Below are 25,930 nucleotides of genomic sequence, written 5' to 3' on the forward strand. Positions count from 1 at the left end.
CGATGGTCCATCGCCGCCGACGGTCCGCGAGACGTTCGGCGCAGTGCCTGAGTCGCTTATCAGCCGCGGCTGCATAAGGTGCGCTATATCCGTCTCTAGTCAACTGCTTTGAGAGCCGTTGCAAGACAGCCGAAGTCGTGAGACGGAAGGCCGGGGCAGCAGCGCGATCTCACGCGCGCCGGTATCCCGAGCGGGGAGGATGCGTTTCATACATCCGCACCGCGACAACGAGGCCGGAGATAACGGTGATGGCCGCAGCTGCCCAGATTGCCGCGCGCAATCCCCATAGATCGGCGGTGACGCCGCCGACGACGGCGCCAGCAGCGTATCCGCTATCGCGCCACAGTCGGTACACGCCGACCGCGCGTGCCCGCCACAGCGGATGAGCGACATCACCGACGCTGGCCAGCAGCGTGGGGTAGACCATCGCGGTGCCCGCACCGAGCAACGCCGTCGCGGCAAGCCACCATGTGAAGTCGTCGCCAGTTGCGATCAGTGCCAGGCCGACAGCCTGGGTGAGCATTCCTGCGGTGATGAAATGCTTACGGCCCCAGCGGTCCGACAGGGCGCCGGTGGCCAGTTGAGCGACGCCCCACACCGCGGGGTAGACCGCCACCAGAAGGCCGATGCGGTCGATAGGCATCCCGGCAGTGGCGAACAGGATTGGAAACAGTCCCCACGACAGGCCAAAGTTGAGGTTGTTGACCAGGCCGGCCTGGCTGGCCGAGGATAGCGCTGGTTCGGTAAAGCTCGTGCGCAGGAACACCTCCCGGTTCGTTAGGCCGGCATCGGGATGATTGGTGCCATGGTGGCTGGCTTCCAGTTCGGCGAATCCTCGCGTCTCCCGGACAAATACCGCTGTGAGGCCAAGGGCGATCAGTGCATAGGTCAGCCCGAGCAGGAACGGCGCAGGCCGCAAACCATAGTGCGCAGCGAGGTAGCCGGCCAGGACTGCGGTGAGCGCGACGGCCCCGTAGCCGGCGGCTTCGTTGAAGCCCATCGCCAAGCCGCGTTGCCGGGGGCCGACGAGGTCGATCTTCATAATGACGGTGGTTGACCAGGTGAGGCCCTGATTGATGCCCAGCAGGACATTGGCGGCGACAACCCAGCCCCATGACGGGGCCCAAATCAGCAGCAGCGGAACGGGTATAGCAAACAGCCAGCCTGTCAGCAGCACTGGCTTACGACCAAAGCGATCGGACCAGGTCCCGGCGAAGTAATTGGTCGCTGCCTTGGTGATGCCGAATGCGAATACATATGTCAGCAGGAACGTATAACCAGTCAGGTGGAAGTCCTGCTCGGCCAATAGCGGGAGAACGGTTTGTTCCTGACCGACCATGCCGCCGACGAGTGCGTTGACGGCGACCAGAAGACTGAACTGTGCAAGGTTGGCGCGCAACCCGAGTCGCGGTTGGTGATCTGTGGTGCTCATGCGCCGGTGTCAAGCCTCCTACCGGTAGCTCGGGCCCACTCCTGTGGGCCGCCGTCAAGTACGGCGAGGCCGCGGTGCCCCGCTCGACGTAGCAAGCTGGCCGCGCCCATCGCACGCTCGCCGTGGCCGCACATCACCACCGTCGGCTCATTCGGAATGTCGCCGGCGCGCTGGGAAATATCACCTAGCTCGACGTGCATAGCGCCGGGCACATGGCCGGCGAGGAACTCCGAACGCTGTCGGATGTCAAGCACGCGGAGTCCGCCGAGGCCTTCGGCTCCGGTCAGGGCGATGCTGGCGGTAGCGTGGCCCGCCGCGGTCCAGGCATCCATTCCGCCGTCGAGCTCGCCGACGATGTTGTCGTATCCGATTTTTGCGGCCTGCCAGGCTATTTCCGCGATTTCCTGGTCATGGTCACGAACGATGATGAGAGGCCGGTCTGCTGGTGCGAGCCAGCCCAACCAGCTGGCGAACACTGGCCTCAACGGGTTGGAAATCGCACCGGGCACATGCGTGGCGGCGAAATGCTCCAGGGGCCGGGCATCGACGATCACCGCGTCGTCGTCCAAATGCACCTGCACTGCAGCGGCGCTCAACGGCGGTACCACGGGATCGCTGTCGAGTAGCGCGGGGCCGATCCGGTTGATCTCGCCGAGTCGGCGGAAGTAGGGCGGGTAGCTGCCCAGCGAGCTGAGCAGCGCTGAGACGAACGTGCTTTCGTCTGGCGCTCGCAGCAACGAGTTGGTGTCGAGTTCGTGGGCGATGGTGCTGATGCGCTCCGCGCCCGGTGGCGCCGAGCAGAACGAACCGGCACCGTGGGTCGGCCACACCTGGACCTCGCCGGGCAGGGTCGCCAACCGGCGCAGCGAGGCGTACTGCGCGCGGGCGAGTTCCTCGGTGCGTTCATCGGAGACAAGGTCGGTGCGCGCGGCAGAGCCTACGATCAGCGAGCCGCCGGTGAACACGCCCACCTCGCGCTCGCCGTCGAGAAGCAGAAAGGCGAGGTGCTCGTGGGTGTGGCCGGGTGTGAACAGTGCCCGTAGCCGCAACCCGCCGAGGTCGACCTCGTCGCCGTCGCGCAGGCCCGCGTGGGTGAACTCGCGGAGACCGGCCGCCGATGCGAGCACCTTCGCGTCGCCAGTTGCACCGAGTTGATGTGCACCGGAGAGAAAATCGGCATGCAGATGGGTGTCGGCGGCGAACGCGATCGTCAACCCACGCTTGGCGGCGGCCTCGTACACACTGCGCAGGTCGCGGCTGACATCCACCACCAACGCGCGTCCGTCTCCGAGGTCGACGAGATAGGCCGAGTTGCCCAACCCCTCGTCGACCAGTGCAACCAGGTCGATTCCGGACACCCCTTAGACCCCTTCGGTGATCGCTGGCTTGATCCGTCGGCCGGCGACACTGTTGTAGATGAACGACGGGATGCAGAAATTCGTGGTGCTGGCCAAGGCGGCCACCAGAATCAGCGGCACGCCGAGGGCGAAACCCGCGATGTCTGCCCCGACGTGGAACGCCCAGCCCGTGGCAGCCAGCCACACCGTCGCGACGATGAAGACGAAGTGGCGCTGCGGCCCGGAGTGTGGCATCGGTCGGGTGCCCGTCACGTATCGAAATCCGTAGTTGTACAAAAGATCGAACGGATGGAACGGGAGGACAATCCCGACGGACGTGATCGCAGCGAGTGTCCACAACACGGCGGGTGACGCCATGGCCACGCCGACAAGTGTGACCAGCATGCCGATGGTGTATGTCCAGCGCATCCACGGGGCGAGTTCCTCGAGCGCCTCATCGTCGAGGCCGCAAAAGCCTTGAGCCTCAAGGCGCCGACGAACTGTGGGATCAACGGTCATTGTGATGGTCCTGTCTCGCTATGCCGGTCGAGGAGTAGCGGTGGGTGCCGTGCGATCGCCACGCCGGTGAAGGCCTGGGATGAGCATTGGAACGCGGTTGCGGTACTGGCGGTATTGATCGCCCAGCGCCGTGTTCAGGTCGCACTCTTCGAGCTGCAATGCGATCAGGATGTAACCCGTTGTCACCGCGGCGAACAGTAGGTGTCCCGCTGTCATCGTCGGTGTTGCCCAGAACGCGATGATGAAGCCCAACATCAGCGGATGGCGCACCACGCGGTAGAGCATCGTCGTGCGAAATTCGAGGTCGGTATACGGCTTTGCGCGCGCGGCGAGATAGACCTGCCGTAATCCGAAGAGGTCGAAGTGGTTGATCATGAATGTGCCGAACAAGACGGTGGCCCAACCCAACCCGAACAGCATCCAGAGAGCGATCCGTCCGGGCTGCCATGTCACATCCCAGACAACCGTCGGCATCGTGCGCCACTGCCAGTAGAGGAGGAAGAGCGCCAGGCTCGACAGGAGTACGTAGGTGCTGCGCTCAATGGTGTTGGGTACGAATCGCGTCCACCACCGTTTGAAGGCGGGCCGCGCCATCACACTGTGCTGGACGGCGAAGACGCCGAGCAGCAGAACATTGACGACGATCGCTTCCGCGATTCCGGCCTCGACGCCGTTGTCGATGCTGCGGGGCACGATCAGATTTCCCACAAAGCCAATCGCATAGAGAAACGCCGCCAGGAACACGACATAGCACACGGCTCCATAGCCGATTGTGAGCAAGCGGGTCATGTTTGTCCTCCTATGACGCGGTGCGGACCGGTCGGCCCGCCAGCCACCATTCCGGGTACCCCTCGGAAAGTCGTTGTGCAGTACGTCCATTGGCCTGAAGCAGGGCCACTGCCTCGTCGGCGTACACGCAGTAGGGCCCTCGGCAGTACGCGATGTACTCCTTGTCGAGGGGGAGTTCGCCGAGCCGCGAGGAGATATCGGCGACCGGGATGGATCGTGCGCCGGCGATGTGCCCCGCCGAGTACTCCTGCGTGGGACGCACATCCAACAACACGATGTTGTCGTCCTCCATGCGACGCTCTAGTTCTTCAGGCGTCACGGGTTCGAAGCCGTCGCGATCACCGAGGAAGTCACGTACGACCCGGTCCACCTCGGCGAGGTGTTGTTCGGCGGTGTGCCGCAGCGCGAGGACCAGACTCACGACCTCCGGTCCAGCCAGTCGATAATGCACGTACAACCCGTCGCGGCGAGCAACTAGAAGCTGAGCCTGCCGCAGCTGCTGTAGGTGACGCGAGGTGTTGGCGACCGACAGGCCGACCTCAGCGGCGAGTGATTCAACCGTTCGCTCGCTCTGGGCGAGCACTTCCAGGATTTCCAATCGATGCGGGTTTGCCATCGCCTTCCCGATGCGAGCGAACTCACCGTAAAGGCGGTCCTTGAAGTCGCGTTTGGCGACGATTGCCTTAGTCACTTATTCAAGGTAATCCTTGAATAAGCTGGATGCAAGGCCCAATGCGTGGCAAGCTAGCGGAATGCCGACAGCTCAGCACGGCCAGGCAAGCATCGATATTGCTGCTCCGCCAGAAGTCGTATATGACCTCATCGCCGATGTGACCCGCATGGGCGAGTGGAGTTCAGAGTGTTACCGGTGCGAGTGGTTGGACGGCGTCACCGCAGCCGCTCCAGGAACGCGGTTTCGTGGATTCAACCGCCACGGCCGTTACCGGTGGGAACGAACCGCGGTGATCGACATCGCCGCTCGTGGCCGAAAGTTCGCGTTCACCACAGTCAATGACCGCAACGGCCGCCACGAAACGCGATGGGAGTACTCGCTGGAGCCTTCGCCATCCGGGACGTTGCTTACCGAATCCTTCCAATTCTTATGGTGCTCGTTGTCGAACAGGGCGGCTGAGATGTTCGTCCCACGTGGCCGCCAGGTGAATCGAGGCATCGAGGAAACGCTTCGACGAATCAAGCACGCCGCCGAGACGATCCCCGAAATCGGCCCCGCCTAGCTTTCTCGCTGATTCTTCAGACGCGTCGGGCGGTTCCGAGTAGGTGGGTCTTCTTGGGATCGAGGGCCGACACGCTGAAGTCGAAACGTTCGACTCGCTCGACATGAAAGCCGCCGTCTTCGAGCGCGGCCCCGGTCTCGCGACCTAGATGGCAGCCGCCAGAGATCGTCGGCCATACCGTCGCATCAGCGGTCCGTTGCAGGGCTCTGCGAAGCGAATGCTGCGACGCGACATGCTCATTGAAGCGAAGTTCGCCGCCGGGGCGGACAACACGGTGAAGTTCCGCGACGGCCATGGCCAAGTCGTTGACCGAGCAGAGCACCAACGATGTGACGGCAGCATCCACACTGGCATCGCCAAGCGGCAGGTCTTCGGCGACCGCATCACCCACCGATACCGCAACCGGGGCATTCTCGGCCGCCTGATCCGCCAGTGTGCGCAGAAAGGGTTCCGGCTCGAAGGCGCTGACTGCCGTCACCGTGCTGGGGTAGTGGCCGAAGTTCAGCCCGTTGCCCGCGCCGATCTCGACAACCTTGCCGGCGAGTCCCACCAGCATTCGCCGTCGTTGATCTGCCAGCCCCTTCGACTCCGCGGCTTCCGCCTGCTTCGCATACAGGCGCGCACATAGCGGATGACTAACAGTTGCCTGGCGGCTCATTGCTGCGGCGGCGGAGGTTCGGGCAGCGGACACGAGCGCTGCCACGGCAGCCTCGCTGCGAGCTGCAATATCAGGGCCTTCAGTTTGTACATGGGGAACCTCCTGGTCACTCGAAAGCTATCACAACGCACGTTATGATGATAGATAACGTATGATTGGTCCGTGGTGACCACATCGACGCCTGATCGCCTGATGGATGCCGCGTTGAAGCTGTTCGCCGACAACGGCTACAAGGCGACGACGGTCGGCGCTATCGAGAGCGCCGCCGGCCTGGCTCCTCGTTCCGGCGCCCTTTACCAGCATTTCAAGGGCAAGCAGCAGCTTCTCGAGGCCGCGGTGGACCGCCAGCTAGCCGAGATGGACGAACTCGCACACGCCATCGCGATGTTCCCGCTGGGAAACCTGCGCGCGGAGTTCACCATGCTCGCTCGGTGGAATCTCGCCTCGCTGGAACGTCGGTCAGCATTGACGTTGTTTGTTCGGCGTGAGGGCGACATGCTTCCGAAACGCCTGCGCACCAAGCTCTATGACCGACTCGTCGCTCGACCATACGCGGTGATCGTGGCGTGGTTGGGAGATCGGTTTCGGGAGGCCGGAGTTGATCCACCCGACGTGGATGCGCTGGCGCTGATACTCATCGAGTCGATGGGCGCATATCGGGACCTCAACCGGGTCTTCGGCCAAGTTCCCGCCGGAGTCGATGATGAGCGCTTCATCGCCGCTTGGGTTGAAGCCGCGCTCGCGGTCGCCCACCGATACGGCCTCAGCTGAGTACCGGCCGGCCGGTGCCCTGATACCGAGACATTGCGACGGCGATAACGGTAAGCGTAGACTTACCGTTCGTGGTCACTTACCAAGCTGTCGATGCGTGGGTGGCTCTAGCTGACGGCACGCGACGGGCGATCGTCGAGTGCCTGGCCGATGGCCCATTGGCGGTTGGTGAGTTGGCCCGCCAGCTGCCGGTGAGCCGACCCGCTGTGTCACAACATCTGAAGGTGCTCAAGTCGGCTGGACTGGTACGGGACCGGGCTGCAGGAACTCGTCGCGTTTACCAACTCGATATGGGCGGCATCGAGGCCTTGCGGGCGGACCTCGACCAATTCTGGGCGAAGGCCCTTGGCAACTTCAAGCAAATCGCCGATCAAGGAGAAGGAAAATAGAATGAGCTCATCGCACGTCGAACCGATACGGCATGAAGTCGTCGTCAACGCCCCGATCGAGCGCGCATTCGCGTTGTTTATCAACAAGTTTGACGCCATCAAGCCCCGTGAGCACAACCTACTCTCGGTCCCTATTGCCGAAACCGTATTCGAACCCCGCGTGGGCGGGCACATTTATGACATCGGCGTCGACGGCAGCCGGTGCCAATGGGCACGAGTCCTCGCATATGAGCCGCCATCTCGTGTCATCTTCACGTGGGACATCAGCCCGGCCTGGCAGATCGAGAGCGATCTAACCAAGACCAGTGAGGTCGTAGTGCAGTTCATAGCCGAGTCGGAGGAGCGTACCCGCGTCGCACTGGAGCACCGCCACCTCGAACGCCACGGCACCGGGTGGCGCTCCGTCGCGGAGGGAGTCGACGGCGAAGCAGGGTGGCCGCTCTACCTGGCCCGCTACGCCGAGCAGGTGGGAACCGAGGTGACGTCGTCATGAGTGCTGTAGACGAGAAGTCATTGATGGAGATGGCCCGACAGGAACGGGCAGACCTCGCAGCTTTTCTCGCAACGTTAACGCCCGTGGAGTGGATGGCGCCCAGCCTGTGCGATAAATGGAGTGTCAAGGATGTCGTCGCCCACATGGTGAGTTACGAGGACCTCGGCTTCGTCGGACTGATCAAGCGTTTTCTGAAAGGTCGGATCGTGCGCGCCAACGAGGTTGGTGTCGAGGAGTTTTCACCGATGACACCTGAGGACCTGCTGGGGTTTCTCAATAACCATCTGCAACCACGCGGGCTGACTGCTGGATTCGGTGGAATGATCGCACTCGTTGACGGCACGATTCACCACCAGGACATCCGGCGTGCACTCGGTCGCCCGCGCGTCGTGCCCGTAGACCGATTGGAGCGGATTCTCCCGCTCGTGCCGAGCAATCCACGGCTCGGCGCAGGAAAACGCATACGAGGGCTGCGACTCCGGGCGACCGATGCCGATTGGACGCACGGCAGCGGACCAGAAGTGGTTGGTCCCGGTGAGGCTCTGCTGATGGCGATGACCGGCCGCCGCGTGGCCGTCGATGAACTCACCGGAGCTGGGCAGCCGACTCTGGCCGGACGCTTCTGAGCGTTACGAGGGACAGCACTGCGCGAGGAATGATCGGCAATGCCGCTCCGCCGCAAGCCGCTCGCGGTAAAGTCGTCGGCCCGGGCCGCTTGGATCAAGCGGCATGCGTTGGGGTGCTGGATAATTCAGGGTCCAGGTGGCCCGTGCGGTCGAGCCGGTAGAGCGCCGCGGCAGCTGCCAACCCGACCGCTGTCAACGCGAGCCAGATGAGTTCTTCCCGGCCAGCGGCGCGGGCGGCCTGCATCAGCGCGCCCGTCGCCAGATTGCCTGCCAAAATGCCGATGCCCACGATCGTGTTGTAGAAACCGTAATGCGTTCCGACCAATCGGTTCTTGGCCAGTGAGACGACGACATCCATCTCGAAGGGAAACACTGCCGCGGAGCCGACGGCAAGTACTGCTGCTGCAACGACCAGGGCGCTGACGGCGGCAAGCTCGCCGAACCGCGCTCCGTTGGGGAATGCAATTATCGGGGTGAAGGCGGCCGCAAGGATCAGCATGCCGATCACCAGCGAGTGCCCTGACCCCCAGCGCCTGGTGAACCATCGGGTGATGCGCAACTGTCCGGCAACGGCCACAAGTCCCGACACGACGAAGACCATTGCCACGACCAGCGATTCATGTGCGGGAACGAGGATTCTGGCGTGCAATGGCAGCGCCAGGTAAACCTGAAAGGACAGAATGTAGGAGCCGATCATCGCGATGGCGAAAAGTAGGAAGGACCGGTTTGCAAGGACGGTCCGCCAATCCTGCAGAACGGTGGTCTTCTCGGACTGCGTCGCTCGATGCTGCGGTAATGCGAACAGTTGGGCCACGGTCAGAAGCGCGAAGACGGCCGCCGCCGATGCCGCGACGATGCGGAAGTCGAGGGCCAACAGTGCAAGCCCAACCAACGGTCCGGCTAGTATTCCCGCTTGATAGAAGATGTTGAATGTCGCGAACGCTTCGACGCGTCGTGGTCCTGAGTCGGCGGCGAGGTAGGCGCGAACAGCCGGATTGAACAGGGCGCCCGCGAAACCTGTTGCCGCGGAGGCGATCAGTACCGCAGGTAGCGAATCGGCAACCACCAATAGGGCGAATCCGCCGGTGCGCAGTACGCAGCCGGCAACGATCAGCGGCTTGTATCCGAGGCGGTCGGCGAGCGTGCCGCCGAAGATGAACATGCCCTGCTGCGAAAAGTTCCGCACTCCAAGGACCAGTCCGATCGCCCACGCGGCAAGCCCCAGCGGACCGGCGAGGTAGCCGGCGAGATAGGGCATCAGCATGTAGAAACCGAGGTTGATGCCGAACTGATTGACCATCAACAACCGGCTGGGCCAGCCAAAGCTGCGAAACTGCGCGGTGAAGCTCATCGCGACACCACCGTCGGATCCGTAATTGATGACGTTCGTGTCCAGGACGTGACGACGTGATTGCGTGGATCGGTGATGAGTTCTGGACTTCGTGGCGGACTTCCGGCAAGCAATCCGTGGGCGCTGCAGTAGTCATCGTTGTAGATGGTGTCGAAATAGCGTTGCGGCCCATCGGGAAAGACCGCCGCAATGGTTGTGCTGGACGGATTGGTCCTTGCGATCCAACCGGCTACCAGAGCGACCGCGCCGACGCTCCAGCCACCTGTGGCGTAGTGAGTAGCGGCCAGCGTGCGGCATGCCCATACGGCCTCCTCGGGAGCGACCCAGTGAACTTCATCGAAGGCGGCGTAGTCCACATTGCGAGGGTAGATACTCGACCCCAACCCTCGCATCAATCGGGGGCGTGCCGGCTGACCGAAGATGGTTGAGCCGATGGTGTCAACGCCGATGAGCTGCAGTTCGGGATTGGTTTCGCGGAGCACCCGTGCGACCCCGGCCGAATGGCCTCCGGTGCCGACAGAGCAGACGAGTATGTCGATGATGCCCAGTTGCGCTGACAGCTCTTCTGCCAGACCCCGGTAGGCGTCGACGTTGTCGGGATTGTTGTATTGATCCGGATACCACGCGTCGGGGTCTGATTCGAGGATCTCCATCACTCGATTGCGTCGCGCCTGCTGCCACCCACCTTCAGGATGCGGTTCGGTGACGACGTCGACGTCGGCGCCGTAGGCGGTCAGCATCCGCGAGATGATCTGCTCGAGTCCGGGATCGGTGACCAGAGTCACTGGGTGGCCATACACGGTGCCGGCCAGGGCCAGCCCCAGTCCCAATGTGCCGCTTGTTGATTCGACGATGCGGCTGCCGGACCGTAGGTCGCCGCGGGCGCGGCCTCGTTCGACCATGTGTATGGCCGGACGGTCCTTCATCCCGCCGGGGTTGAACCCTTCGAGTTTGGCCCAAAAGCCGCGATTGTCGTCGGTGAACGGCGCCGCAATCCTCAAGACAGGTGTATTTCCGATCATCGTGCCGGGCTTGTCGAAGCGACGCAGGCGTTGATGATGGACGGCGTAGTGGTGTGGCGAGTGAACGGACAGAGCAGGGCTCATGAACGTGGGTCACTTTCGGTGATGCCACGACGTTCTTCGCCGCGGCGGCTGACATGGGTAGCGTTCACCGACCCGCGCCAAGCGACGCGAATCTGGCGCTACCGAATCAGCGGCGCGCGATGCAGAGTCGAAGCAGCAGCTGCTGCCCGGCGACGGAACCACCCCGTCTTGGAGGGCCTCGGATAACAGCAGGTGCACCCGTCGCCCACCAGGAGAATGCCGCGCCGATAACGGCGACGAGGCCGATTGCGACCAGCAACGTCACTGTGCGTGGCAGGGGGGCTTCGGCGAAGGTGTCAGGTGCGATGGGGACCGAACCGTCCTGCACGTGCGGGTGCTCGACCACGGCGGCAGAGTCGGTGAGGATGCTGGAGGTCAGGACGTGGGGGCCATGATGTGCCGGATGCTCGTGCTCGGTGAGCTTCCATCCGGTGGCCGAGATCAGCACGACGAACGCGACCGAGACTGCGACGACGGCGTGCCATCGCGCATTCTCTCGGGCGTCGTTGTACCTCACAATGCAGCCGACTGTAGCAGCGGATTGAGTCCGATTTGCGGACCCGCCAGTTCGACGCCGTCTTGTGATCCCGCCGCAATGCGCGCGTGTTGGTGATTTGCCGCCCATCACGGCCGGTTCAGTGGGTATCCGAGTGTCATTGACTAGTAATGTGTTTGACGAAACCCTTATCGGGCAGCTTTGGCATACATGCTGGTTATCTACGGCTCTACTCCGTAGATATTCGATTGCTTACTGAATCGACACCCAGTACCCATGCTGTTGCTTCAGACACCGCTGCGCCTTCTGGCTCGCATACGTGCGGCGGCGGGTGATCCTGGCGACTGTCGGCTTGTGAGGGCAATCACAGGTGAGGACGCTCCGAAGCGTGCAGCAAATGTCTGGCCAACATTCCCGCCGCTGCTCAGTGATGACACAGCAGTTCGATGAGGGCAGGCGCGCTGAGCATCATCGCCATGCTCAGCGCGAGTACCAGTCTCTGGCTCCACTTGGCACGCCCGCGCGCAGGCTGAGCAAGCCGCATCGCTCGCGCTGCCACTGCGGTGCTCGCCGCTGCCAGTCCTTCGGCCGGGATTGTGTGATGCGGCTCAGCCATGGCAAGTAACCCGCCCAGAATCGGGTCGGTGCCGTGTCGCCGAGCAGCGGCATCGTCGGCACACATCTCCAGCAATTCAGCAACCGTGAGAGCACTCTGCTGCATCAAGGGCAGTCGTGGGAGGGCCGCCGCCATCGCACGCAGCACCATCAGTAGCTGGTGATGCCGACCAGCGATATGTGCCTGCTCATGCGCCACGACAGCGGAAAGCTCGGAGCTGGCCAAAGACGACCAAGCCGCACTGGTTACCACGATCGCGGGAGGGCGCCCCGAAACGCAGTAGGCGGCCGATCTCTGGGCGTCGACGACGACAACGCCGGGGCGCGTGGTCCGCCGGCCCACCAGCAGCACTTCGTTCGCGTGCTCGCGGCTTCGCGACCTCAGCTGCGTGACCGACCGACTCGTTCTCAAAAGGAAAATGATCAACGCACTGATGCCGACGACCGTCAACGCGATCGAGCCACTCAGGCCGGGGAGCCCCCCATGCTCGGAAAGACCGAACAACTCGAGGCACAAGGTGACCGCCGACGTGCCCAACACCCCGTCGATAGCTGCCACGCCGATGAGCACCACGGCGATGACCCATGCGATGAGCGTCGCTGCGATCGCCGTCAACCACGCCGCCACTCCCATCTGAGGGCTGACGCCGGACCTGGTGAGCCGTCGCAGAAGTGTCGGAGAAAGCCAGGCCAGCGCGGCGCCGTAGAGCAGTAGCCATAAGCCGGTGGTCATCGGCGCCGCCGGTTACCACCACGACGCAACGCTGAGCGCAATTGCGCGGATTCTTCAGCGCTCATTTGCTCGACGAAGAAGGCCAACACGGCATTGGTGTCGCCGCCCGTCTCGAATGCAGCGCGCATCAGTCGAGCGGAACGCTCTTCGCGACTCATCACAGGGCGATACAAGTACGCCTTGCCGCTGCGTTCACGGCTCAGCCACTCCTTGCGATAGAGGTTGTCCATCGTCGACATCACGGTGGTGTAGGCGATCTGGCGGTCGGCGGAGAGTTCGTCAAAGATCTGACGCACCGTCACGGGATCTTCGTAGTCCCAAACGAGGTCCATGATAACGGCCTCCAGGTCACCGAAAGCTCGCTGCTGCATGTCGTACTCCGCATCGACACGGTCCGACGTCCCACCGCGTCACTCGACTGATCCTTCGACACAATGTAGCTGTCGTCGGGGTCAAGCGGTTGTGACACGCACGCGCGACACAGGTATGTCGACAAGGACCGGGAGACGACGATCGCATACGGGCGCGATCCGTGCGGCGCTCGATCGCGACCCGCCGCACCTCATCGCCACCCATCTACGGTCTTACCCCGTAGACTGTGCCCTCGGTGAGGAAGAGCCTCCGGCACGTACGGCCATCACATGTGGGACAGATGGTGTGGACGTCAGCGACCGTACGTTGCGCAGGGACAATTCCGAACTGAGGCAGGCACATTCGATGTCGATTCGAAGACTGCTATTCACAAACGGAGGTGGTCTGTGTTGAAGACTCTTGTGCGCATCGTCGGAATTTTCCTACTCAGCGGCGTGGCGGCACTGCTTGCAACACCTTCAGCGGCGGCCCACGTGAATGCCTACTTTGACGGAGGGGGACCGGGGGAGACGGGTCTCATTACGCTGCGGGTGCCCGCGGAGTCAGATAACCCGCCCACCATCAAAGTGGAAGTGCGGATACCTGACGACGTTCAGATCCGGACCGTGAGGCCGCAACCAGTAGCGGGCTGGAACATCGATATCAAGAAGAAGAAGACGGATCCGCCGATCTACAGAGACGACGGCACGAGAGTCGATGAAGTGGTCAGTTCGGTGACGTGGACCGCGACCGGGCCGGGGATCATACCGGGCCAATTCGACGATTTCGTCCTCGAGGCCAACCCTCTCCCGGATGTACAGTCGCTCTCTTTGCCGACCTATCAGACTTTCGCCGATGGCAAAACGGACGCTTGGACTGAACCGGCGCCCGAAGGCAGTGACCCGGAGTTCCCGGTGCCGACGGTGACTATCGGCGCGAGTTCGAACGCCGCAGCAAGCGGCGGGAGCGGTATGACCTCGGTGATTGCCTGGACCGCTTTGGGGTTTGCGGTAATCGCCGTCGCGCTGGGCATCTTCTCGATAGACCGGGCCCGGCGATCCGCTCATCCCGCGCTACCTGGTGTGGAGGCGCCTCCCGAGCGCTCCTCGGCCACGGAGTAGCCACGGTTGTGCGCCAGCGTGAACGCGCCGCGCACTCAGGACAACCATCTGGTGGACGGAATTGATATGAGTAGAAGCTGTATTTGGCTAAGAGCGAGCGCAATTGGCGCGGCTGTCGCCGTCTTGGCGGCGTGTGGATCGGAGGCCTCGCCTCCGAACTCATCCTCTGCTGCGCAGTCGCCTTCCGCGCAAATCTCGGCGGCGACACCTTCTACGAGCGCTGAGGCCGGGACGGTCATCGACGTCACCCTCGATAAGGGCGTGGCGACACCCACAAATGCGACGGTGCAGGCCGTCGCGGGTCAGCCAATCGTGCTTCAGGTGACCAGCGACGCCGTGGACAGCCTGCACGTGCACTCCGTCCCCGAACACGTCTTTGACGTGGCCGCCGCCCCAGACCAGCGCTTCGAATTCACCGTCGACATTCCCGGTCGCGTCGCCGTGGAGCTGCACGACTTGCACGTCACAGTCGTCACCATCGAAGTCCGGCCTTGACGCCGGAAGCGGCGGTGACGGTCCTCGCGCACGGGGTAGGCGGATCGACCGATCTCCCAGTGCCGTTGTCGTATGCGCTGATTGGGGCCGCTTGGGCCCTGGCTGCGACATTCGCCGTCGTCGCTGTGGCCTGGAGGACGCCGCGATTCGACCCAGCGAAGCCAGGACGCGAATTACCCGCGTGGGTGACTGCTGCCGCCGACTCCCCGGTCGTACGATGGATCGTCGCGGCGGTCGCCGCGATCTTCTCCATCTGGGTGGCCGTCGCCGCAATCTGGGGACCCCAAGACAATGACAACGCGCTACCGGGTGTGTTCTATGTGCTGCTGTGGGTCGGGCTCGTCGCCATTTCGGTTGTCGTGGGCCCGATTTGGCGAGTGATCTCGCCGGTGCGCACTGTATGGCGACTGGTGCAGGTCGGACGGCGCGACGCCGCGGCCTCTCAGGGCCGTGTGCAGTACCGGCCGGGCTGGGGATACTGGCCGGCGGCGGTGGGGCTGTTTGCCTTCGTGTGGCTGGAATTGGCGAGTTCCGATCCAGGATCGCTCACGGCGATCAAGATCTGGATCCTCCTCTATCTCGTCGCAATGTTCTTTGGCGCAGCAGTATTCGGAACGACGTGGTTCGCCCGAGCCGACCCCTTCGAGGTGTACAGCGTGACAGTCTCGCGGCTGGCGCCTTTTAGAAGAAATCGCGCCACAGGGCGCATTGTCATCGGGAATCCGCTCGATCATCTGCCCACCATGCCGGTGCGCCCCGGCACCGTAGCAGTGATGGCGGTGCTCCTCGGATCCACCGCGTTCGACAGCTTCTCCCAGTCCGCTACCTACAGTAACTTCGTCAATCGCAACGCCCCCGCCATTCCTCTGGTCGGCGATTACGCGGGCGGCACGGTGCTGCGAACCCTCACACTGTTGCTTTTCGTGCTTGCAGTCGGCGTAACATTCTCCGCTGCGGCCCGCGCGGCCGCCGGTGTAAGTCGCGAACGACGCCGCGAGTTACCTGGACTACTCGCTCACAGCCTCATTCCCATTGTCGTGGGATACATTTTCGCGCATTACCTCTCCTACCTCGTCGAGCGAGGCCAGGAGACCATGGTGCGGCTCGCCGACCCCCTCGGCAGGGGCTGGCATCTACTCGGCCTGGACTCCGGCGACGTGCAGTACTTCCTATCTCTGAACCCGACTTTGCTGTGGACCATCAAGGTCGCCTCCGTGGTCATCGGACACATGTTGGCTGTGATCGCCGCGCACGACAAGGCACTGCGGGTGCTGCCGGTAGGTCATCAACTGACCGGCCAGCTCGCGATGATGTTGACCATGGTCGGTTATACCTTCGCCGGCCTGTACCTACTGTTCGGCGCTTGACCTCAGACCCGCGGGACGCCGCATGGCGATGAGTGCAGGTGACGGTGATATCCGACTTGGGGAGACGACGGTCGGCCCGGCAAAGCTAGGTTCTTAACAGAGGGGATGACCGCGCCGACCGCCTCGCAGGAACATCAGCGACATCCCCTCGCCAGATGAAGCCCACTGCGGACCGAGTGCCCTGATCGCTTCGACCCAAACTCGTGTCGGTGACCAGCGCAGTGTTATTCATCACCAACACCGCTGAGCTGGCAAAACAAGTTTCACAGGACACAAGTTCCAATCTGTGTGGTTTCGACCGGTGTACTTCCGTCAATTACTGGCTCGCGAGTTGAGGTTAGCGGGAGCAAACACCGTCACCCTGACTTTCATGACTGGAGCATCCCGGTCCGCATCTATTTAGCGACCGGTTGTGATTCGGCCGGTCAACCCAATGGGAGAAACACATGAACAAGACACTCGTTGTCGGAGCCACCACCCTTACCCTGCTGTTCGGCGGTACGGGCGTTGCAACCGCATCAACCTTCGAAGCACCGTCTAGCACCACCACGACCCTGGCGCAGTCGCAAGAAGCGCCCGAAGATGACGGCGGCGACAACGGCCTGTGGGGCCTGGCCGGTCTGCTGGGTCTGGTCGGCCTTGTCGGTCTGAAGCGGCGCAAGGACGCCGACTACCCGGCGACCCGCGCAGGCGGCACCATCACCAACAACCCGCGCGCATAAGACATTCAGGGCTGAACGTGACCCCCGTCAGTGTTTCTGGCGGGGGTCGCTTTCTTTCGTGTCGGGGCTGCCACATCGTGGACAGGTCACAGCGGTATACCTCTCGACAGTGTTGATCCTGTCGCACTCGCGTCGCGCGGCATAGGCTTGAGCTCCGAACTTCGCGGATCAAGGTGAGCCATGTCGGAACCAATTATCGATCGTGCAGCGCTCGCGGCAGACTTGGAACGAGCGCGCGCCGATTTTCAGCTCCTCTTGTCCAGCGCGAACAATCTCGACTGGAAGAAGCCAACGTCGGGCACTCGTTGGACCAACGAGCAACTGCTCTTCCACATGGTGTTCGGATACATGGTCGTGCGACGGTTACTGATTCTCGTGCGCGCGTTCGGGCGACTACCGGACGGCGCCAGCCGCAGCTTCGCCCGGCTTCTCGACGCGGCGACGCGGCCGTTCCATGCGATCAATTATTACGGGTCCTGCGCTGCAGCTCTGGTTTTCAATCGGCGGCGCATGGGCAAGAAGATGGACCGCGTCATCGAGAAGTTAGAGAGGTCCCTCGCCCGGGAGAGCGTCGACGCCTTTCGCCGTGGGATGCATTACCCGCGCGGGTGGGATCCGTACTTTCGCGATTACATGACCCTCGCGGACGTCTACGCCTATCCCGGCCGGCACTACGACCACCACCGCCGACAGTTGACGCTCAGCGCGATCGATGAGTCGCGACAGCCCCCTCCGCAAGGTTGACGCACCCGGGTGCATGACATCCGCTCCCATTCAATGTCGTCATCAGTCCGCACGCCAAACCCTTGCTGTGTGAGGGTATCTCGCGCGATGGGCATCGGCGAACGAAGTGTGCAGTGCTGTCGATGCGATGGTGGTGCCGGTCCTCTCGGTGGTCCTGTGCGGCTGACACTCCCCAAGCTGCGTCTCGGAGGCCAAGGACGGTTGTCGTTCTTTATCGAATCTTCACAGAACGACTAGTGGGGCCATACGGGCGACGCGAATGCTCGAAGACACGTCGGGATGGGACGTGCGTCGATCAGAGGCGCTGCAGTCGCGTCGACCGTGACAACGAGGAAGGGACTCATTGTGATGAAGAGGAGGACGCTGGCCGTCGGTGCGGCCACGCTGGTGGCGCTGGTCACCGTCGGTGCGTGTGGCAATACCAGCACTACGCAGGAAGCTGATTCGTCGTCGGTTTCGGCACCGTCGGCCTCGGCCACCGAAGCCCACAATCAGGCTGATGTGATGTTCACCAAGCACATGATCCCTCATCATCAGCAGGCAATCGAGATGAGCGACATAGCGTTGGGTAAGCAAGGAATCGACCCGCGAGTTCTAGATCTGGCCAAGCAGATCAAGGCTGCTCAGGGTCCCGAGATCGAAACGATGCAGGCCTGGCTCACCCAGTGGGGCGTGCCCGCGATGCCGATGATGCCCGGGATGGATATGCCGGGTCACAGTGGGATGCCCGGTCACAGTGGGATGCCCGGTCACAGTGGGATGCCCGGTCACGGTGGGATGCCCAGCGAATCGGGCGCGCCGACTCATTCCATGATGCCGGGCATGCCAGGGATGGACGGCATGCCAGGGATGGCCGGCATGATGTCCGAGGAGGACATGGCCGCACTGCAAAACGCCCAGGGAGTGGCCGCCGCCAAGTTGTTCCTGACCCAGATGGTCGAGCATCACGAGGGTGCAATTGTCATGGCGCAGAACGAGATCAAGGATGGTCAGTACCCCGACACGATTGCCTTGGCGCGCTCGATCGTCACCAGCCAGCAGCAGGAGATCGACACGATGAACAAGATCCTGGCCTCGTTGTAGAAGCCAGCTCAGCGGGTAACGGGTAACTCGATTGTGAAGGTACTGCCCAGCCCGGGTCCCCGGCTCGCTGCCGTGATGCGGCCGCCGTGGGCTTCGGTGAGGGCTTTGGCGATGGCCAACCCGATCCCAGCCCCGCCGTGGCCTCGGTCGCGAGCGACATCGGCGCGATAGAAACGCTCGAACACGTGCGGGAGGTGCGCGGCAGCGATGCCATCACCATTGTCACTCACCGTGATGATCAGTCTGCCGGGCTGCGCCGCCGCCTTGAGCTCGACGTGACCTCGCGGGGCGGTGTGACGCAGGGCGTTGTCGAGAAGGTTTCCGACCACCTGTGCCAGGCGCAGAGGATCTACCCACACCTTGGGCAGCGGGTCAACGGCATCGAATGACAGCTCGACGTCCTTGTCCGCATATCGATCAGCTGCCGCAGCCACGGTGGCGGCGATCGCGGCCCGAGGATCGATCCACTGTGGGGCGACCGCACCGGGCCCTTCCTCGGCTTGAGCGAGCGCGGCCAAGTCATCGGAAAAGCGCACCAGCCGGCCCGCTTGATCGTTGAGCACTGCAACCGTCTCGGGGTCAAGGGTTTTCACTCCGTCCTCGACGGCCTCGACGTAGGCCTTGAGCACCGCGACCGGCGTCCTGATCTCATGGGCGAGGTCACCGAAGAGTTGGCGCCGGGTGGTCTCGACCGTTTCGAGCCGCTCAGACATCCGATTGAACGCGCCGGACAGGTTCGCGAAATCTTCCCCCAGGCGCAGTGGCGACACGCGGATGTCATAGCGGCCATCAGCGACCGCAGTGGCGGCGGAAGCGACCTCGGCGATTGAGCGCTGCAGGCGGCGGCTGAAGTACCAGGTCACGAGAAGGGCGGTCAATGCGGCCACCCCGATAGCGACCGCGATGGAGATGGCTGTGGCGTACCGGTAGGCCTGCTCGGCATGGAACTGTTCATTGGATGAATGGGGGAGCCCCGCCTGCTGCAAGTGGTCACGGAACAGCGGCGGGCCGACGATGACAGCGACAATCCATGTGGTTGCGCCGCCGGCGAGGAGCACCAAGGCCTGCGCCAGCAGTAGCCGGGCGCCGACACCAGGACTGCGCCGCGACCCGGGTTGAATGCTCATAACTGTCCTCACTGGCCGCTTCCCATTCGGTAGCCGACACCGCGGACCGTGATCACGTAGCGGGGATCGGCGGGGTCATCCGACAACTTTCGGCGCAGATGTCCGATGTGAACGTCGACTAGATGTTCATTGCCACCCCAGTAGTCTCCCCAGACGGCCTCGAGGAGCTGGCGGCGGGTAAAGACCACTGCGGGACGCGACGACAATGCGGCGAGGACGTCAAATTCGGTGCGGGTCAGCAGGACTGGCTCGTCATCGATGAACACTCGGCGGCCCGCGACGTCGATGGACAATGGCCCGAACACCCGCGGTGGGGGTTCGGCAACGGTGGCCGCGGAATCCGTCGGCGTTGCGACGGTGCGAGGCCGACGCAGCATGGCCCGGATCCTCGCGACCAATTCGCGGGGACTGAACGGTTTGGTGACATAGTCGTCTGCACCGACCGACAGGCCCACGACGGTGTCCAGTTCGGTGTCGCGTGCGGTGAGCATCACTACATAGGCATCGGAGAACGAGCGCAGTTGGCGGCATACCTCCAAGCCGTCGATGCCCGGCAATGCGAGGTCCAAAACGACAACGTCCGGGTCGATCTCACGAGCTTGCGTGAGGGCGTCGGCCCCGCTGTGAGCAATGCTGACATCGAAATGCTCGCGTCTGAGGTAGCTCGCCACGACTTCGGCCAGAGCCACCTCGTCGTCGACCACCAACGCTCGATAACCCGCAGGGTGGGTGGCCGCAGGCGTGTCCATGCCTTCATCGTGCCGCCCCGAAGGAATTCAGGAACCCAAGACCCAGGTCTTGAGCGAATCTTCATAGAACCATCGTCGATTCTGTACCCGGTGCCGCGTTATTGCACATAAGCGGTAGTGAGGCGGAAAGACGGTGAAGCGCAGTGCTCTCGACTCCTCGAGGACGAGACGCAGTAAGTTCACAATCGTGACGACGTTGACGCGAGACGGGTTGTCGCCGTGAGCCGATGGCTGGTGACGCACATCCCCTCCGGTCTACTGCTCGCACTGCTGGTCGTGGTGGTGGCCGGTGGAGCGGCGCTGCTCCAGATGTACCTCAGGAGGCGGTTCCCGGTCCTCACCAGAGACGAGCACAACGACGTCACCAAATTCACCTACGGATTCATCGGATTCGTGTACGCCTTCTTCATCGGCTTCGTGGTGTCCAGCATGTGGGGTCAGATCAACACCGCCGACGGCAATGCGCGTGCGGAAGGCGCGGCCGCCGTTCAACTGGCCCAGGACACCGCCGTGTTCGACGCAGCCGATCAGACTCGGATCCGACAGGCGCTGCGCCGCTATGAAGAGGCGGCCGTCGCGGAGTGGACCACCGCCGACACCTCGAGGTCGCCCCAAGCCGATGCCACGCTTGCCGAGTTGCGCTCCGCTTATGAGCAGGTCCGACCCACGACAGACGTGCAGAAGATCGCGCTGGCGACGTCGCTGTCGAATCTCGACAAGACCAGTCAGGCGCGCACCGTTCGGTTGTTGACGGCCCGCGAAGACACCGGACCGTTATGGCCGCTGTGGGCGGTCATCCTCATCACCAGCGCGATGGTCGTGGGTACCGTGATCATCTACGGGGTAGAACGGGCCGGGTTTCACTATCCGATGGTGGCGATCGTCAGCGTCATCATCGCCGCCAACCTGTTCTTGGTTTTGGAGTTGTCGCATCCGTACGTGGGCGCGATCTCGACGTCGCCGGACTCACTGCAGGAAGTCGGCCGCGTTCTCGACAACACGCCCTGACCACGGCCACGTCCGGGTGGAGTCTCAGCGGCGGGACTCCGGAATCAGGCGACGCCGGATTCGTCGTGCTATTCGGATGTCGGCGCAGTCGACGTGGATTGTGGCTGTTTCGCTTTGGCACGCATGGCGAGCACACCACCCCCGATCACGAGCGTCATCCCGAGGTAGGTGGTCACGGTCGGTCGGTGATCCCACACGATCCAGTCGATCACCGCGGTGAAGACGATGACGGTGTAGATGAACGGCCCCACCTTTTCCGCGGAGGCGTAGCGGTAGGCGACGACGATCAACGCTTGGGAAAAAAGTTGCGCGAAGCCGAGAGCGATGAGCCACGGCCAGCCCTGCGACGCGATCGGTTGCCAGTCTGCGATCGCGATCGGGACGGACATGACGGTCGCGAGCAGAAAATAGTAGAAGAGGACTCTCGTGACGGGTTCGGTGGCGCCGAGCCAGCGGACCGACATCATGGCCACGGCGAGCAGCAACGCGCCGGCCAACGCCGACAACTCACCCGCCGAGAACCCGTGCCCTTGCGGCTGCAGCACCAGAAGTATTCCGACGAAACCGATTCCGGCACCCAGCCAGGTCGGCACCGCGACGCGTTGCCGCGTCACCGCCCACGCGATCAGCGGCATCCACAGCGGCGCACTGTAGGTGAGCAGCGTCGCATTGGCCAGTGGGATGTGTTTGATGGCGACGAACAGCGCATACCAACATCCTGTTCCGGTGGCCGCGCGCAGCACGTGCAGGCCAAGCCTTTTCGTACGCAGCGCGGAGACACCGCCCCGCCAAGCCACCGGGAGGATGAAGACCAGGCAGATCGCATTCTGGAACAACAGCAGCACGCCGGTCGAGGTGTATTCCCCTGAAACTTTCGCCAGCATGCCGACCAAGGCCACGCAAAAGAACGCCGCGGTGGTGAGAAGCGCTCCTAGAACGAGGTTTTCGTCTCGGTAACCGGCTTTCTCAGTGCCCACCGGCGGCAGGTCCCAAATGTGGTGTCGAGCGCTTCATGACACCGTTGAGCAGACGCGGCGACACAAGGTCGAGCGCGCGCAACGGGAGCATCTTGCGCGGAGCGATGCGCACCGGTCGGGTGCGCGCGGCGACGACCATCCACTCGGCGGCCTCGTCGGCACTCAGCGCGGCCAGGCCGTCGTAGGCGCGGGTGGGCGCGATCATCGGGGTGGCCACCAGCGGGTAGTAGATGGTGGTCGATTGCACGCCGGACTCGGCCAGCTCGTTGTCGATGACTCGGCTGACCGCGCTCAGCGCGGCCTTCGAGGCGTTGTACACACCGAAGAACGGCGACGACTCGGGCATCACGCGCCAGCTCGAGATGTTGATGATGTGCCCGTCGCCGCGTTCGACCATTCCGGGTGCCAGCCCCCCGATCAACCGCAGCGGAGCGTAATAGTTCAGCGAGATGGTGCGTTCGACGTCGTGCCAGCGGTCCAGCGATTCGAGCAATGGCCGGCGGATCGACCGGGCCGCGTTGTTGATGAGGATGTCGACGGGTCCGGCGGCGCGTACGAGCGCGTCGACGGCGTCAAGGTCGGCCAAGTTCGTCGGGATCGCGATCGCCTTGCCGCCGCGGGCGGTGATCCGGTCGACGACATCGGCCAGCAGGTGTTCACGTCGGGCCACCACGATCACCGTCGCGCCGTGCGCGGCGAGTTTCTCGGCGGCCACCTCACCGATACCCGACGACGCTCCCGTCAGCAGGATCCGTTTGCCGCGCAGATCAATCGGGGCACGATTCCGTCGGCGGGGCAACGGCCGCATGCCCGCCAGCCGTAACGACCGGCGCATGTTGGCCGGCGACACGACTCGCTCAGCACTCTTGCTCACAGCTCGCCCATTACCCAGGCACCGCGTCGCCTTTGCGCAGGCCGCAGAGATCGCGCATTAGGCGACCGTACAGGCCTGATCATGAACGCAGGCAGGCCAAGACAAATAGTTAGCGAAGATGTGGCACCTGCCGGCGAATGCGCGCGAACTCATGGCGTTGTAGTCACATCCCGATTTGTGTGTGCAGGTTTCTGATCCCGCTCGGTGGTAATCCATGGGCGGAAGCACATATGGCTACGCTGAGGGGACGTTGGGTTGGGCAAGGAACAGTGGTGAGCGATTCGTCGAACGGTGAAGCGTCCGATCGAGGTGCCGCACCCGATCGAAACGTTGACGCGGGCGCCGACGCCAAGCGACTCGTCCGCGGCCGCGATCCGCTGTTCCTCGGTATCGCCGCGATTTGTGACACCGCCACGCGCCTGACCGGCGTGGACGGGGCCGCGCTCGCCGTGCTGACCACCTCCCGCGGCATCCGCGAGTTGGTCCACGCCACCGATGCGGTGGCCCAGCAGCTCGACGAACTGCAGTTCGTTCTCGGGGAGGGCCCGTGCCTCGACGCGTATCAGCGAGTTGAACCGCAGATGTGCGCCTATATCGACGACGACGACTTTCAGCAACGGTGGCCGGCGTTCACGGCCGAGCTTACGACGCTGGGAGTGCTGGCGGTGTTCGCCTATCCGGTACCTGGAGAGCTGCGACCGTTGGGCGTACTGGAGCTGTATCGTCACACGAGCGGTCCATTGAGCGAGCCCGAACATCAGTCCGCCCAGCTGTGTGCGGCCGCGCTGCGAACCACGCTGGAGAAGAATTGGCGTGAACACTTGCAGCGCAACACATCTGAGGATGCCGCGCTGGACGCGATCGCGGAGCAGGCAGGGTCCACGACGAGTTCGGATGCGTTCAGCAGGTTCCAGGTACACGTCGCGGCGGGGATGGCGGCGGTGCAGCTGGGGGTCACGACCGGCGATGCGCTCGACCGGCTGCGGGCGTACGCGTACGCGCAGAACAGGTCCTTGCTCGGGTTGGCGGCCGATGTGGTCGCTCGGCGGCTGTCACTATCCGACCTCGACGGCAATGAGAGCTGAATCATGACGTCGAGCTGCACGACAGAGGAGGTCCCGCGATGATCGCCGCACGTGATCGACTGGCGGTTGCCGCACTGACAACGGCATTGACCGGCGATTTCGATTTGCCGACGTTACTGGACACGGCCGCCCACGATGCGTGTGCGGGGTTCGGAGCCGTGTCCGCTGCCGTGATTCTTCTCGATGATCATCGCCGTGCCGGTGATACCGGGGTTGAGGTCGTCGCCGAGGCGCTGAGCAGTCACGCCGAGGTCGATCTGAGGTTCCTGACCAACGGGCCTGCACTCGACAGCGCCCGCGGCGGGGCGGTGACGATGATCGCCGATCTTGCCGATGCCGCCGATACCAGGTGGCCGAGCTATCGACGCGATGCGTTGCAGGCGGGCATGCGCGCAATGCGCAGCTTCCCGGTGATCGTGCTCGGCGCGTCCGTGGGTGCGCTGGTGGTGCACACGCCCGATCCCTGGGGGTCGCAGCGTTCCAACGAGCTCGGCGTGATACTCGCCAATCTCATCGCCGTTGCGATCTCGATGGGAAACGACAGCGGACGGCGTCACGCCGACACCAGCGAGACCATTCAGACTCTGCTGCGGGGCACCGTGGCGATCGCCACGGCCACCGGCGTCATCGCTGAAAAACTCTCACTCGAACCAGCCCGGGCACGACTCCATTTGCACCGATTGGCCCGCGCGCATCAAAACACCGTGACGAACCATGCCGAGCTGATCATCGCCGCACACGACGATCAGGCCGATGACGCCCGTCTATCGGGCTTGCTCGCCGCGCCGACCTTGCCCCCCGCCCCGCCGCGCATCAACACCTGATCCGCACCCACCGGCTGGCCGTCGTCACCGACTATGGTGGTAGCTCTGGGGACCGCAAGTCCACCTTCGTAAGCGGGGGGCAGAAACCGTGCGCTGCGACGACGACACCGAGATCGTCCGAAAGGCGATGGCCGAACTGGCCGCCAACCAGTCGACGCCCACCGACGTCACCGCGGTCCTGGAAGCGGTCACGTCGCTGGCGGTCCAACTCATTCCCGCGGTGGACTTCGCCGACGTCCTTCTCGTCGACGAGCACGAACACCGAACGGTGGCTCCGACCGACCCATTGGCGGTCAACTTGGACTCGCTGCAGCTCGACCTTCAAGAAGGACCGTGCCTGGGCGCACTCGTAGAGGACGCCACTATCGTGGCACCGGACCTCGCGAACGAAGTGCGGTGGCCCCGCTTTTCGGCGGCGGCGGTGAGCCGGGGTGTAGCGAGCATGATGGCGTTTCGCCTCTACACCTATCCCAAGGCGACACCGAACGGTATTGGAGGCCGAGGAGCTCTGAATCTGTTCAGCCGCAGCCAGTGTGAGTTCGACCTGGAAGACCAGGCACTGGGCGGGATGCTGGCTACCCACGCTGCCACCGCGCTTGTGGCTGCCGACCGCCAACGACAATTCGAGTCCGCGTTGGCCAGCCGCGACGTCATTGGCCAAGCCAAAGGCGTTCTGATGGAACGGTTCAAGGTCGACGCGGTGCGCGCCTTCGCGATGATGACGAAGCTATCGCAGGACTCCAACACTCCAATCCGGATACTCGCGCAGCGGATCGTCGCCTCGACCTAACGCCTCGGCGCCGGGCCTCACGGTCGCCCCCGTGGGATCGTGTCGAGAATGTGGTGCTGACTC

Annotated in this window: 30 protein-coding genes; 15 read left to right on the forward strand and 15 right to left on the reverse strand. The window is 63.4% G+C overall.

Annotated elements, in window-relative coordinates; translation table 11 throughout:
* Positions 1-169 precede the first annotated feature (169 nt).
* The 5 genes from BST47_RS18675 to BST47_RS18695 are packed head-to-tail and all read right to left on the reverse strand — an operon-like array spanning position 170 to position 4,768.
* Positions 170-1,432, reverse strand: coding sequence for an MFS transporter (locus BST47_RS18675; RefSeq protein WP_083127136.1), 1,263 nt, complete (start codon positions 1,430-1,432; stop codon positions 170-172).
* A complete protein-coding gene (locus BST47_RS18680) occupies positions 1,429-2,790 on the reverse strand; it encodes an MBL fold metallo-hydrolase (RefSeq protein WP_083127137.1) in 1,362 nt (453 codons plus the stop codon). The genes BST47_RS18675 and BST47_RS18680 overlap by 4 nt, the downstream gene beginning before the upstream one ends.
* Positions 2,791-2,793: 3 nt before the next feature.
* Positions 2,794-3,288, reverse strand: a complete 495-nt coding sequence (locus tag BST47_RS18685) for a DUF4395 family protein (protein ID WP_083127138.1) — start codon at positions 3,286-3,288, stop codon at positions 2,794-2,796.
* A gap of 18 nt (positions 3,289-3,306) precedes the next feature.
* A complete protein-coding gene (gene mddA, locus BST47_RS18690) occupies positions 3,307-4,077 on the reverse strand; it encodes a methanethiol S-methyltransferase (RefSeq protein WP_083127139.1) in 771 nt (256 codons plus the stop codon).
* Positions 4,078-4,087: 10 nt separating this feature from the next.
* Complete coding sequence (locus BST47_RS18695) at positions 4,088-4,768, reverse strand: metalloregulator ArsR/SmtB family transcription factor (protein WP_133056229.1); 681 nt, start codon at positions 4,766-4,768, stop codon at positions 4,088-4,090.
* 61 nt (positions 4,769-4,829) lie between these two features.
* Here BST47_RS18695 and BST47_RS18700 point away from each other — a divergent pair, with 61 nt between their 5' ends.
* The gene (locus tag BST47_RS18700) at positions 4,830-5,312 is read left to right on the forward strand and encodes an SRPBCC family protein (RefSeq protein WP_083127140.1); all 483 of its coding nucleotides are present in this window, start codon (positions 4,830-4,832) and stop codon (positions 5,310-5,312) included.
* A 16-nt stretch (positions 5,313-5,328) separates the two neighbouring features.
* Here the strand turns inward: BST47_RS18700 and BST47_RS18705 are convergent, their stop codons facing one another.
* Positions 5,329-5,970, reverse strand: a complete 642-nt coding sequence (locus BST47_RS18705) for a class I SAM-dependent methyltransferase (protein ID WP_083127141.1) — start codon at positions 5,968-5,970, stop codon at positions 5,329-5,331.
* Between the two features lie 162 nt (positions 5,971-6,132).
* Between BST47_RS18705 and BST47_RS18710 the strand changes: the two genes are divergently transcribed.
* The 4 genes from BST47_RS18710 to BST47_RS18725 all read left to right on the forward strand — a co-directional run bounded on the left by BST47_RS18710 (position 6,133) and on the right by BST47_RS18725 (position 8,249).
* Positions 6,133-6,741 carry a TetR/AcrR family transcriptional regulator gene (locus BST47_RS18710; RefSeq protein WP_133056230.1) on the forward strand — a complete coding sequence of 203 codons (609 nt, stop codon included), beginning with the start codon at positions 6,133-6,135 and terminating at the stop codon, positions 6,739-6,741.
* A gap of 71 nt (positions 6,742-6,812) precedes the next feature.
* The gene (locus BST47_RS18715; RefSeq protein ID WP_083127143.1) at positions 6,813-7,130 is read left to right on the forward strand and encodes an ArsR/SmtB family transcription factor; all 318 of its coding nucleotides are present in this window, start codon (positions 6,813-6,815) and stop codon (positions 7,128-7,130) included.
* A 1-nt stretch (position 7,131) separates the two neighbouring features.
* Positions 7,132-7,623: an SRPBCC family protein gene (locus BST47_RS18720; protein ID WP_083127144.1), complete on the forward strand. Its 492-nt coding sequence runs from the start codon at positions 7,132-7,134 to the stop codon at positions 7,621-7,623.
* On the forward strand, positions 7,620-8,249 hold the full coding sequence (locus BST47_RS18725; RefSeq protein ID WP_083127145.1) for a maleylpyruvate isomerase family mycothiol-dependent enzyme: 630 nt from the start codon (positions 7,620-7,622) through the stop codon (positions 8,247-8,249). The genes BST47_RS18720 and BST47_RS18725 overlap by 4 nt, the downstream gene beginning before the upstream one ends.
* Before the next feature lie 94 nt (positions 8,250-8,343).
* Here BST47_RS18725 and BST47_RS18730 read toward each other — a convergent pair whose 3' ends face one another.
* The 5 genes from BST47_RS18730 to BST47_RS18750 all read right to left on the reverse strand — a co-directional run bounded on the left by BST47_RS18730 (position 8,344) and on the right by BST47_RS18750 (position 12,921).
* Complete coding sequence (locus BST47_RS18730; protein WP_083127146.1) at positions 8,344-9,600, reverse strand: MFS transporter; 1,257 nt, start codon at positions 9,598-9,600, stop codon at positions 8,344-8,346.
* Positions 9,597-10,706 carry a PLP-dependent cysteine synthase family protein gene (locus BST47_RS18735; RefSeq protein WP_083127147.1) on the reverse strand — a complete coding sequence of 370 codons (1,110 nt, stop codon included), beginning with the start codon at positions 10,704-10,706 and terminating at the stop codon, positions 9,597-9,599. The genes BST47_RS18730 and BST47_RS18735 overlap by 4 nt, the downstream gene beginning before the upstream one ends.
* Positions 10,707-10,812: 106 nt before the next feature.
* A complete protein-coding gene (gene lpqS / locus BST47_RS18740; RefSeq protein ID WP_083127148.1) occupies positions 10,813-11,223 on the reverse strand; it encodes a putative copper homeostasis (lipo)protein LpqS in 411 nt (136 codons plus the stop codon).
* Between the two features lie 403 nt (positions 11,224-11,626).
* The gene (locus tag BST47_RS18745) at positions 11,627-12,550 is read right to left on the reverse strand and encodes a M56 family metallopeptidase (RefSeq protein WP_083127149.1); all 924 of its coding nucleotides are present in this window, start codon (positions 12,548-12,550) and stop codon (positions 11,627-11,629) included.
* Positions 12,547-12,921, reverse strand: coding sequence for a BlaI/MecI/CopY family transcriptional regulator (locus BST47_RS18750; RefSeq protein WP_083127150.1), 375 nt, complete (start codon positions 12,919-12,921; stop codon positions 12,547-12,549). Before BST47_RS18750 ends, BST47_RS18745 begins: the two co-directional genes overlap by 4 nt.
* Positions 12,922-13,311: 390 nt before the next feature.
* Between BST47_RS18750 and BST47_RS18755 the strand changes: the two genes are divergently transcribed.
* From BST47_RS18755 to BST47_RS18780, 6 genes are all read left to right on the forward strand, one after another.
* Positions 13,312-14,022: a YcnI family copper-binding membrane protein gene (locus BST47_RS18755; RefSeq protein WP_165799821.1), complete on the forward strand. Its 711-nt coding sequence runs from the start codon at positions 13,312-13,314 to the stop codon at positions 14,020-14,022.
* 261 nt (positions 14,023-14,283) lie between these two features.
* Positions 14,284-14,517, forward strand: a complete 234-nt coding sequence (locus tag BST47_RS31535; protein ID WP_333889776.1) for a hypothetical protein — start codon at positions 14,284-14,286, stop codon at positions 14,515-14,517.
* On the forward strand, positions 14,514-15,884 hold the full coding sequence (locus BST47_RS18765) for a hypothetical protein (RefSeq protein WP_083127153.1): 1,371 nt from the start codon (positions 14,514-14,516) through the stop codon (positions 15,882-15,884). Before BST47_RS31535 ends, BST47_RS18765 begins: the two co-directional genes overlap by 4 nt.
* A 446-nt stretch (positions 15,885-16,330) precedes the next feature.
* Positions 16,331-16,606 carry a WGxxGxxG family protein gene (locus BST47_RS18770; RefSeq protein WP_083127154.1) on the forward strand — a complete coding sequence of 92 codons (276 nt, stop codon included), beginning with the start codon at positions 16,331-16,333 and terminating at the stop codon, positions 16,604-16,606.
* 180 nt (positions 16,607-16,786) lie between these two features.
* A complete protein-coding gene (locus BST47_RS18775; protein ID WP_207568640.1) occupies positions 16,787-17,350 on the forward strand; it encodes a DinB family protein in 564 nt (187 codons plus the stop codon).
* 348 nt (positions 17,351-17,698) lie between these two features.
* Positions 17,699-18,433 (forward strand): DUF305 domain-containing protein, encoded by a 735-nt coding sequence (locus tag BST47_RS18780; protein ID WP_083127155.1) that lies wholly within the window; start codon positions 17,699-17,701, stop codon positions 18,431-18,433.
* Between the two features lie 8 nt (positions 18,434-18,441).
* On the opposite strand, the gene BST47_RS18785 is transcribed toward BST47_RS18780, so the two are convergent.
* Both BST47_RS18785 and BST47_RS18790 read right to left on the reverse strand, forming a co-directional pair.
* The gene (locus BST47_RS18785) at positions 18,442-19,560 is read right to left on the reverse strand and encodes a sensor histidine kinase (RefSeq protein ID WP_165799822.1); all 1,119 of its coding nucleotides are present in this window, start codon (positions 19,558-19,560) and stop codon (positions 18,442-18,444) included.
* Between the two features lie 8 nt (positions 19,561-19,568).
* Entirely contained in the window at positions 19,569-20,309 is a 741-nt protein-coding gene (locus BST47_RS18790) for a response regulator (protein ID WP_083127157.1), read from the reverse strand.
* 219 nt (positions 20,310-20,528) lie between these two features.
* On the opposite strand from BST47_RS18790, the gene BST47_RS18795 reads away from it, so the two are divergent.
* Positions 20,529-21,317, forward strand: coding sequence for a bestrophin-like domain (locus BST47_RS18795; RefSeq protein ID WP_234809774.1), 789 nt, complete (start codon positions 20,529-20,531; stop codon positions 21,315-21,317).
* Positions 21,318-21,385: 68 nt separating this feature from the next.
* On the opposite strand, the gene BST47_RS18800 is transcribed toward BST47_RS18795, so the two are convergent.
* Together BST47_RS18800 and BST47_RS18805 are read right to left on the reverse strand one after the other, a co-directional pair.
* Positions 21,386-22,294 (reverse strand): DMT family transporter, encoded by a 909-nt coding sequence (locus tag BST47_RS18800; RefSeq protein ID WP_083127158.1) that lies wholly within the window; start codon positions 22,292-22,294, stop codon positions 21,386-21,388.
* Entirely contained in the window at positions 22,284-23,129 is an 846-nt protein-coding gene (locus BST47_RS18805; RefSeq protein ID WP_083127159.1) for an SDR family oxidoreductase, read from the reverse strand. Before BST47_RS18805 ends, BST47_RS18800 begins: the two co-directional genes overlap by 11 nt.
* Positions 23,130-23,440: 311 nt before the next feature.
* On the opposite strand from BST47_RS18805, the gene BST47_RS18810 reads away from it, so the two are divergent.
* From BST47_RS18810 to BST47_RS18820, 3 genes are all read left to right on the forward strand, one after another.
* Positions 23,441-24,253, forward strand: coding sequence for a GAF domain-containing protein (locus BST47_RS18810; protein ID WP_165799823.1), 813 nt, complete (start codon positions 23,441-23,443; stop codon positions 24,251-24,253).
* 38 nt (positions 24,254-24,291) lie between these two features.
* The gene (locus tag BST47_RS18815; protein ID WP_083127161.1) at positions 24,292-25,077 is read left to right on the forward strand and encodes a GAF domain-containing protein; all 786 of its coding nucleotides are present in this window, start codon (positions 24,292-24,294) and stop codon (positions 25,075-25,077) included.
* A gap of 88 nt (positions 25,078-25,165) precedes the next feature.
* The gene (locus tag BST47_RS18820) at positions 25,166-25,867 is read left to right on the forward strand and encodes a GAF and ANTAR domain-containing protein (RefSeq protein WP_234809775.1); all 702 of its coding nucleotides are present in this window, start codon (positions 25,166-25,168) and stop codon (positions 25,865-25,867) included.
* Positions 25,868-25,930: the final 63 nt, after the last annotated feature.

Origin of the sequence: Mycolicibacterium tusciae, assembly GCF_002086795.1 — a bacterium.
In the GTDB taxonomy this organism is placed as follows: Bacteria; Actinomycetota; Actinomycetes; order Mycobacteriales; family Mycobacteriaceae; genus Mycobacterium; species Mycobacterium tusciae.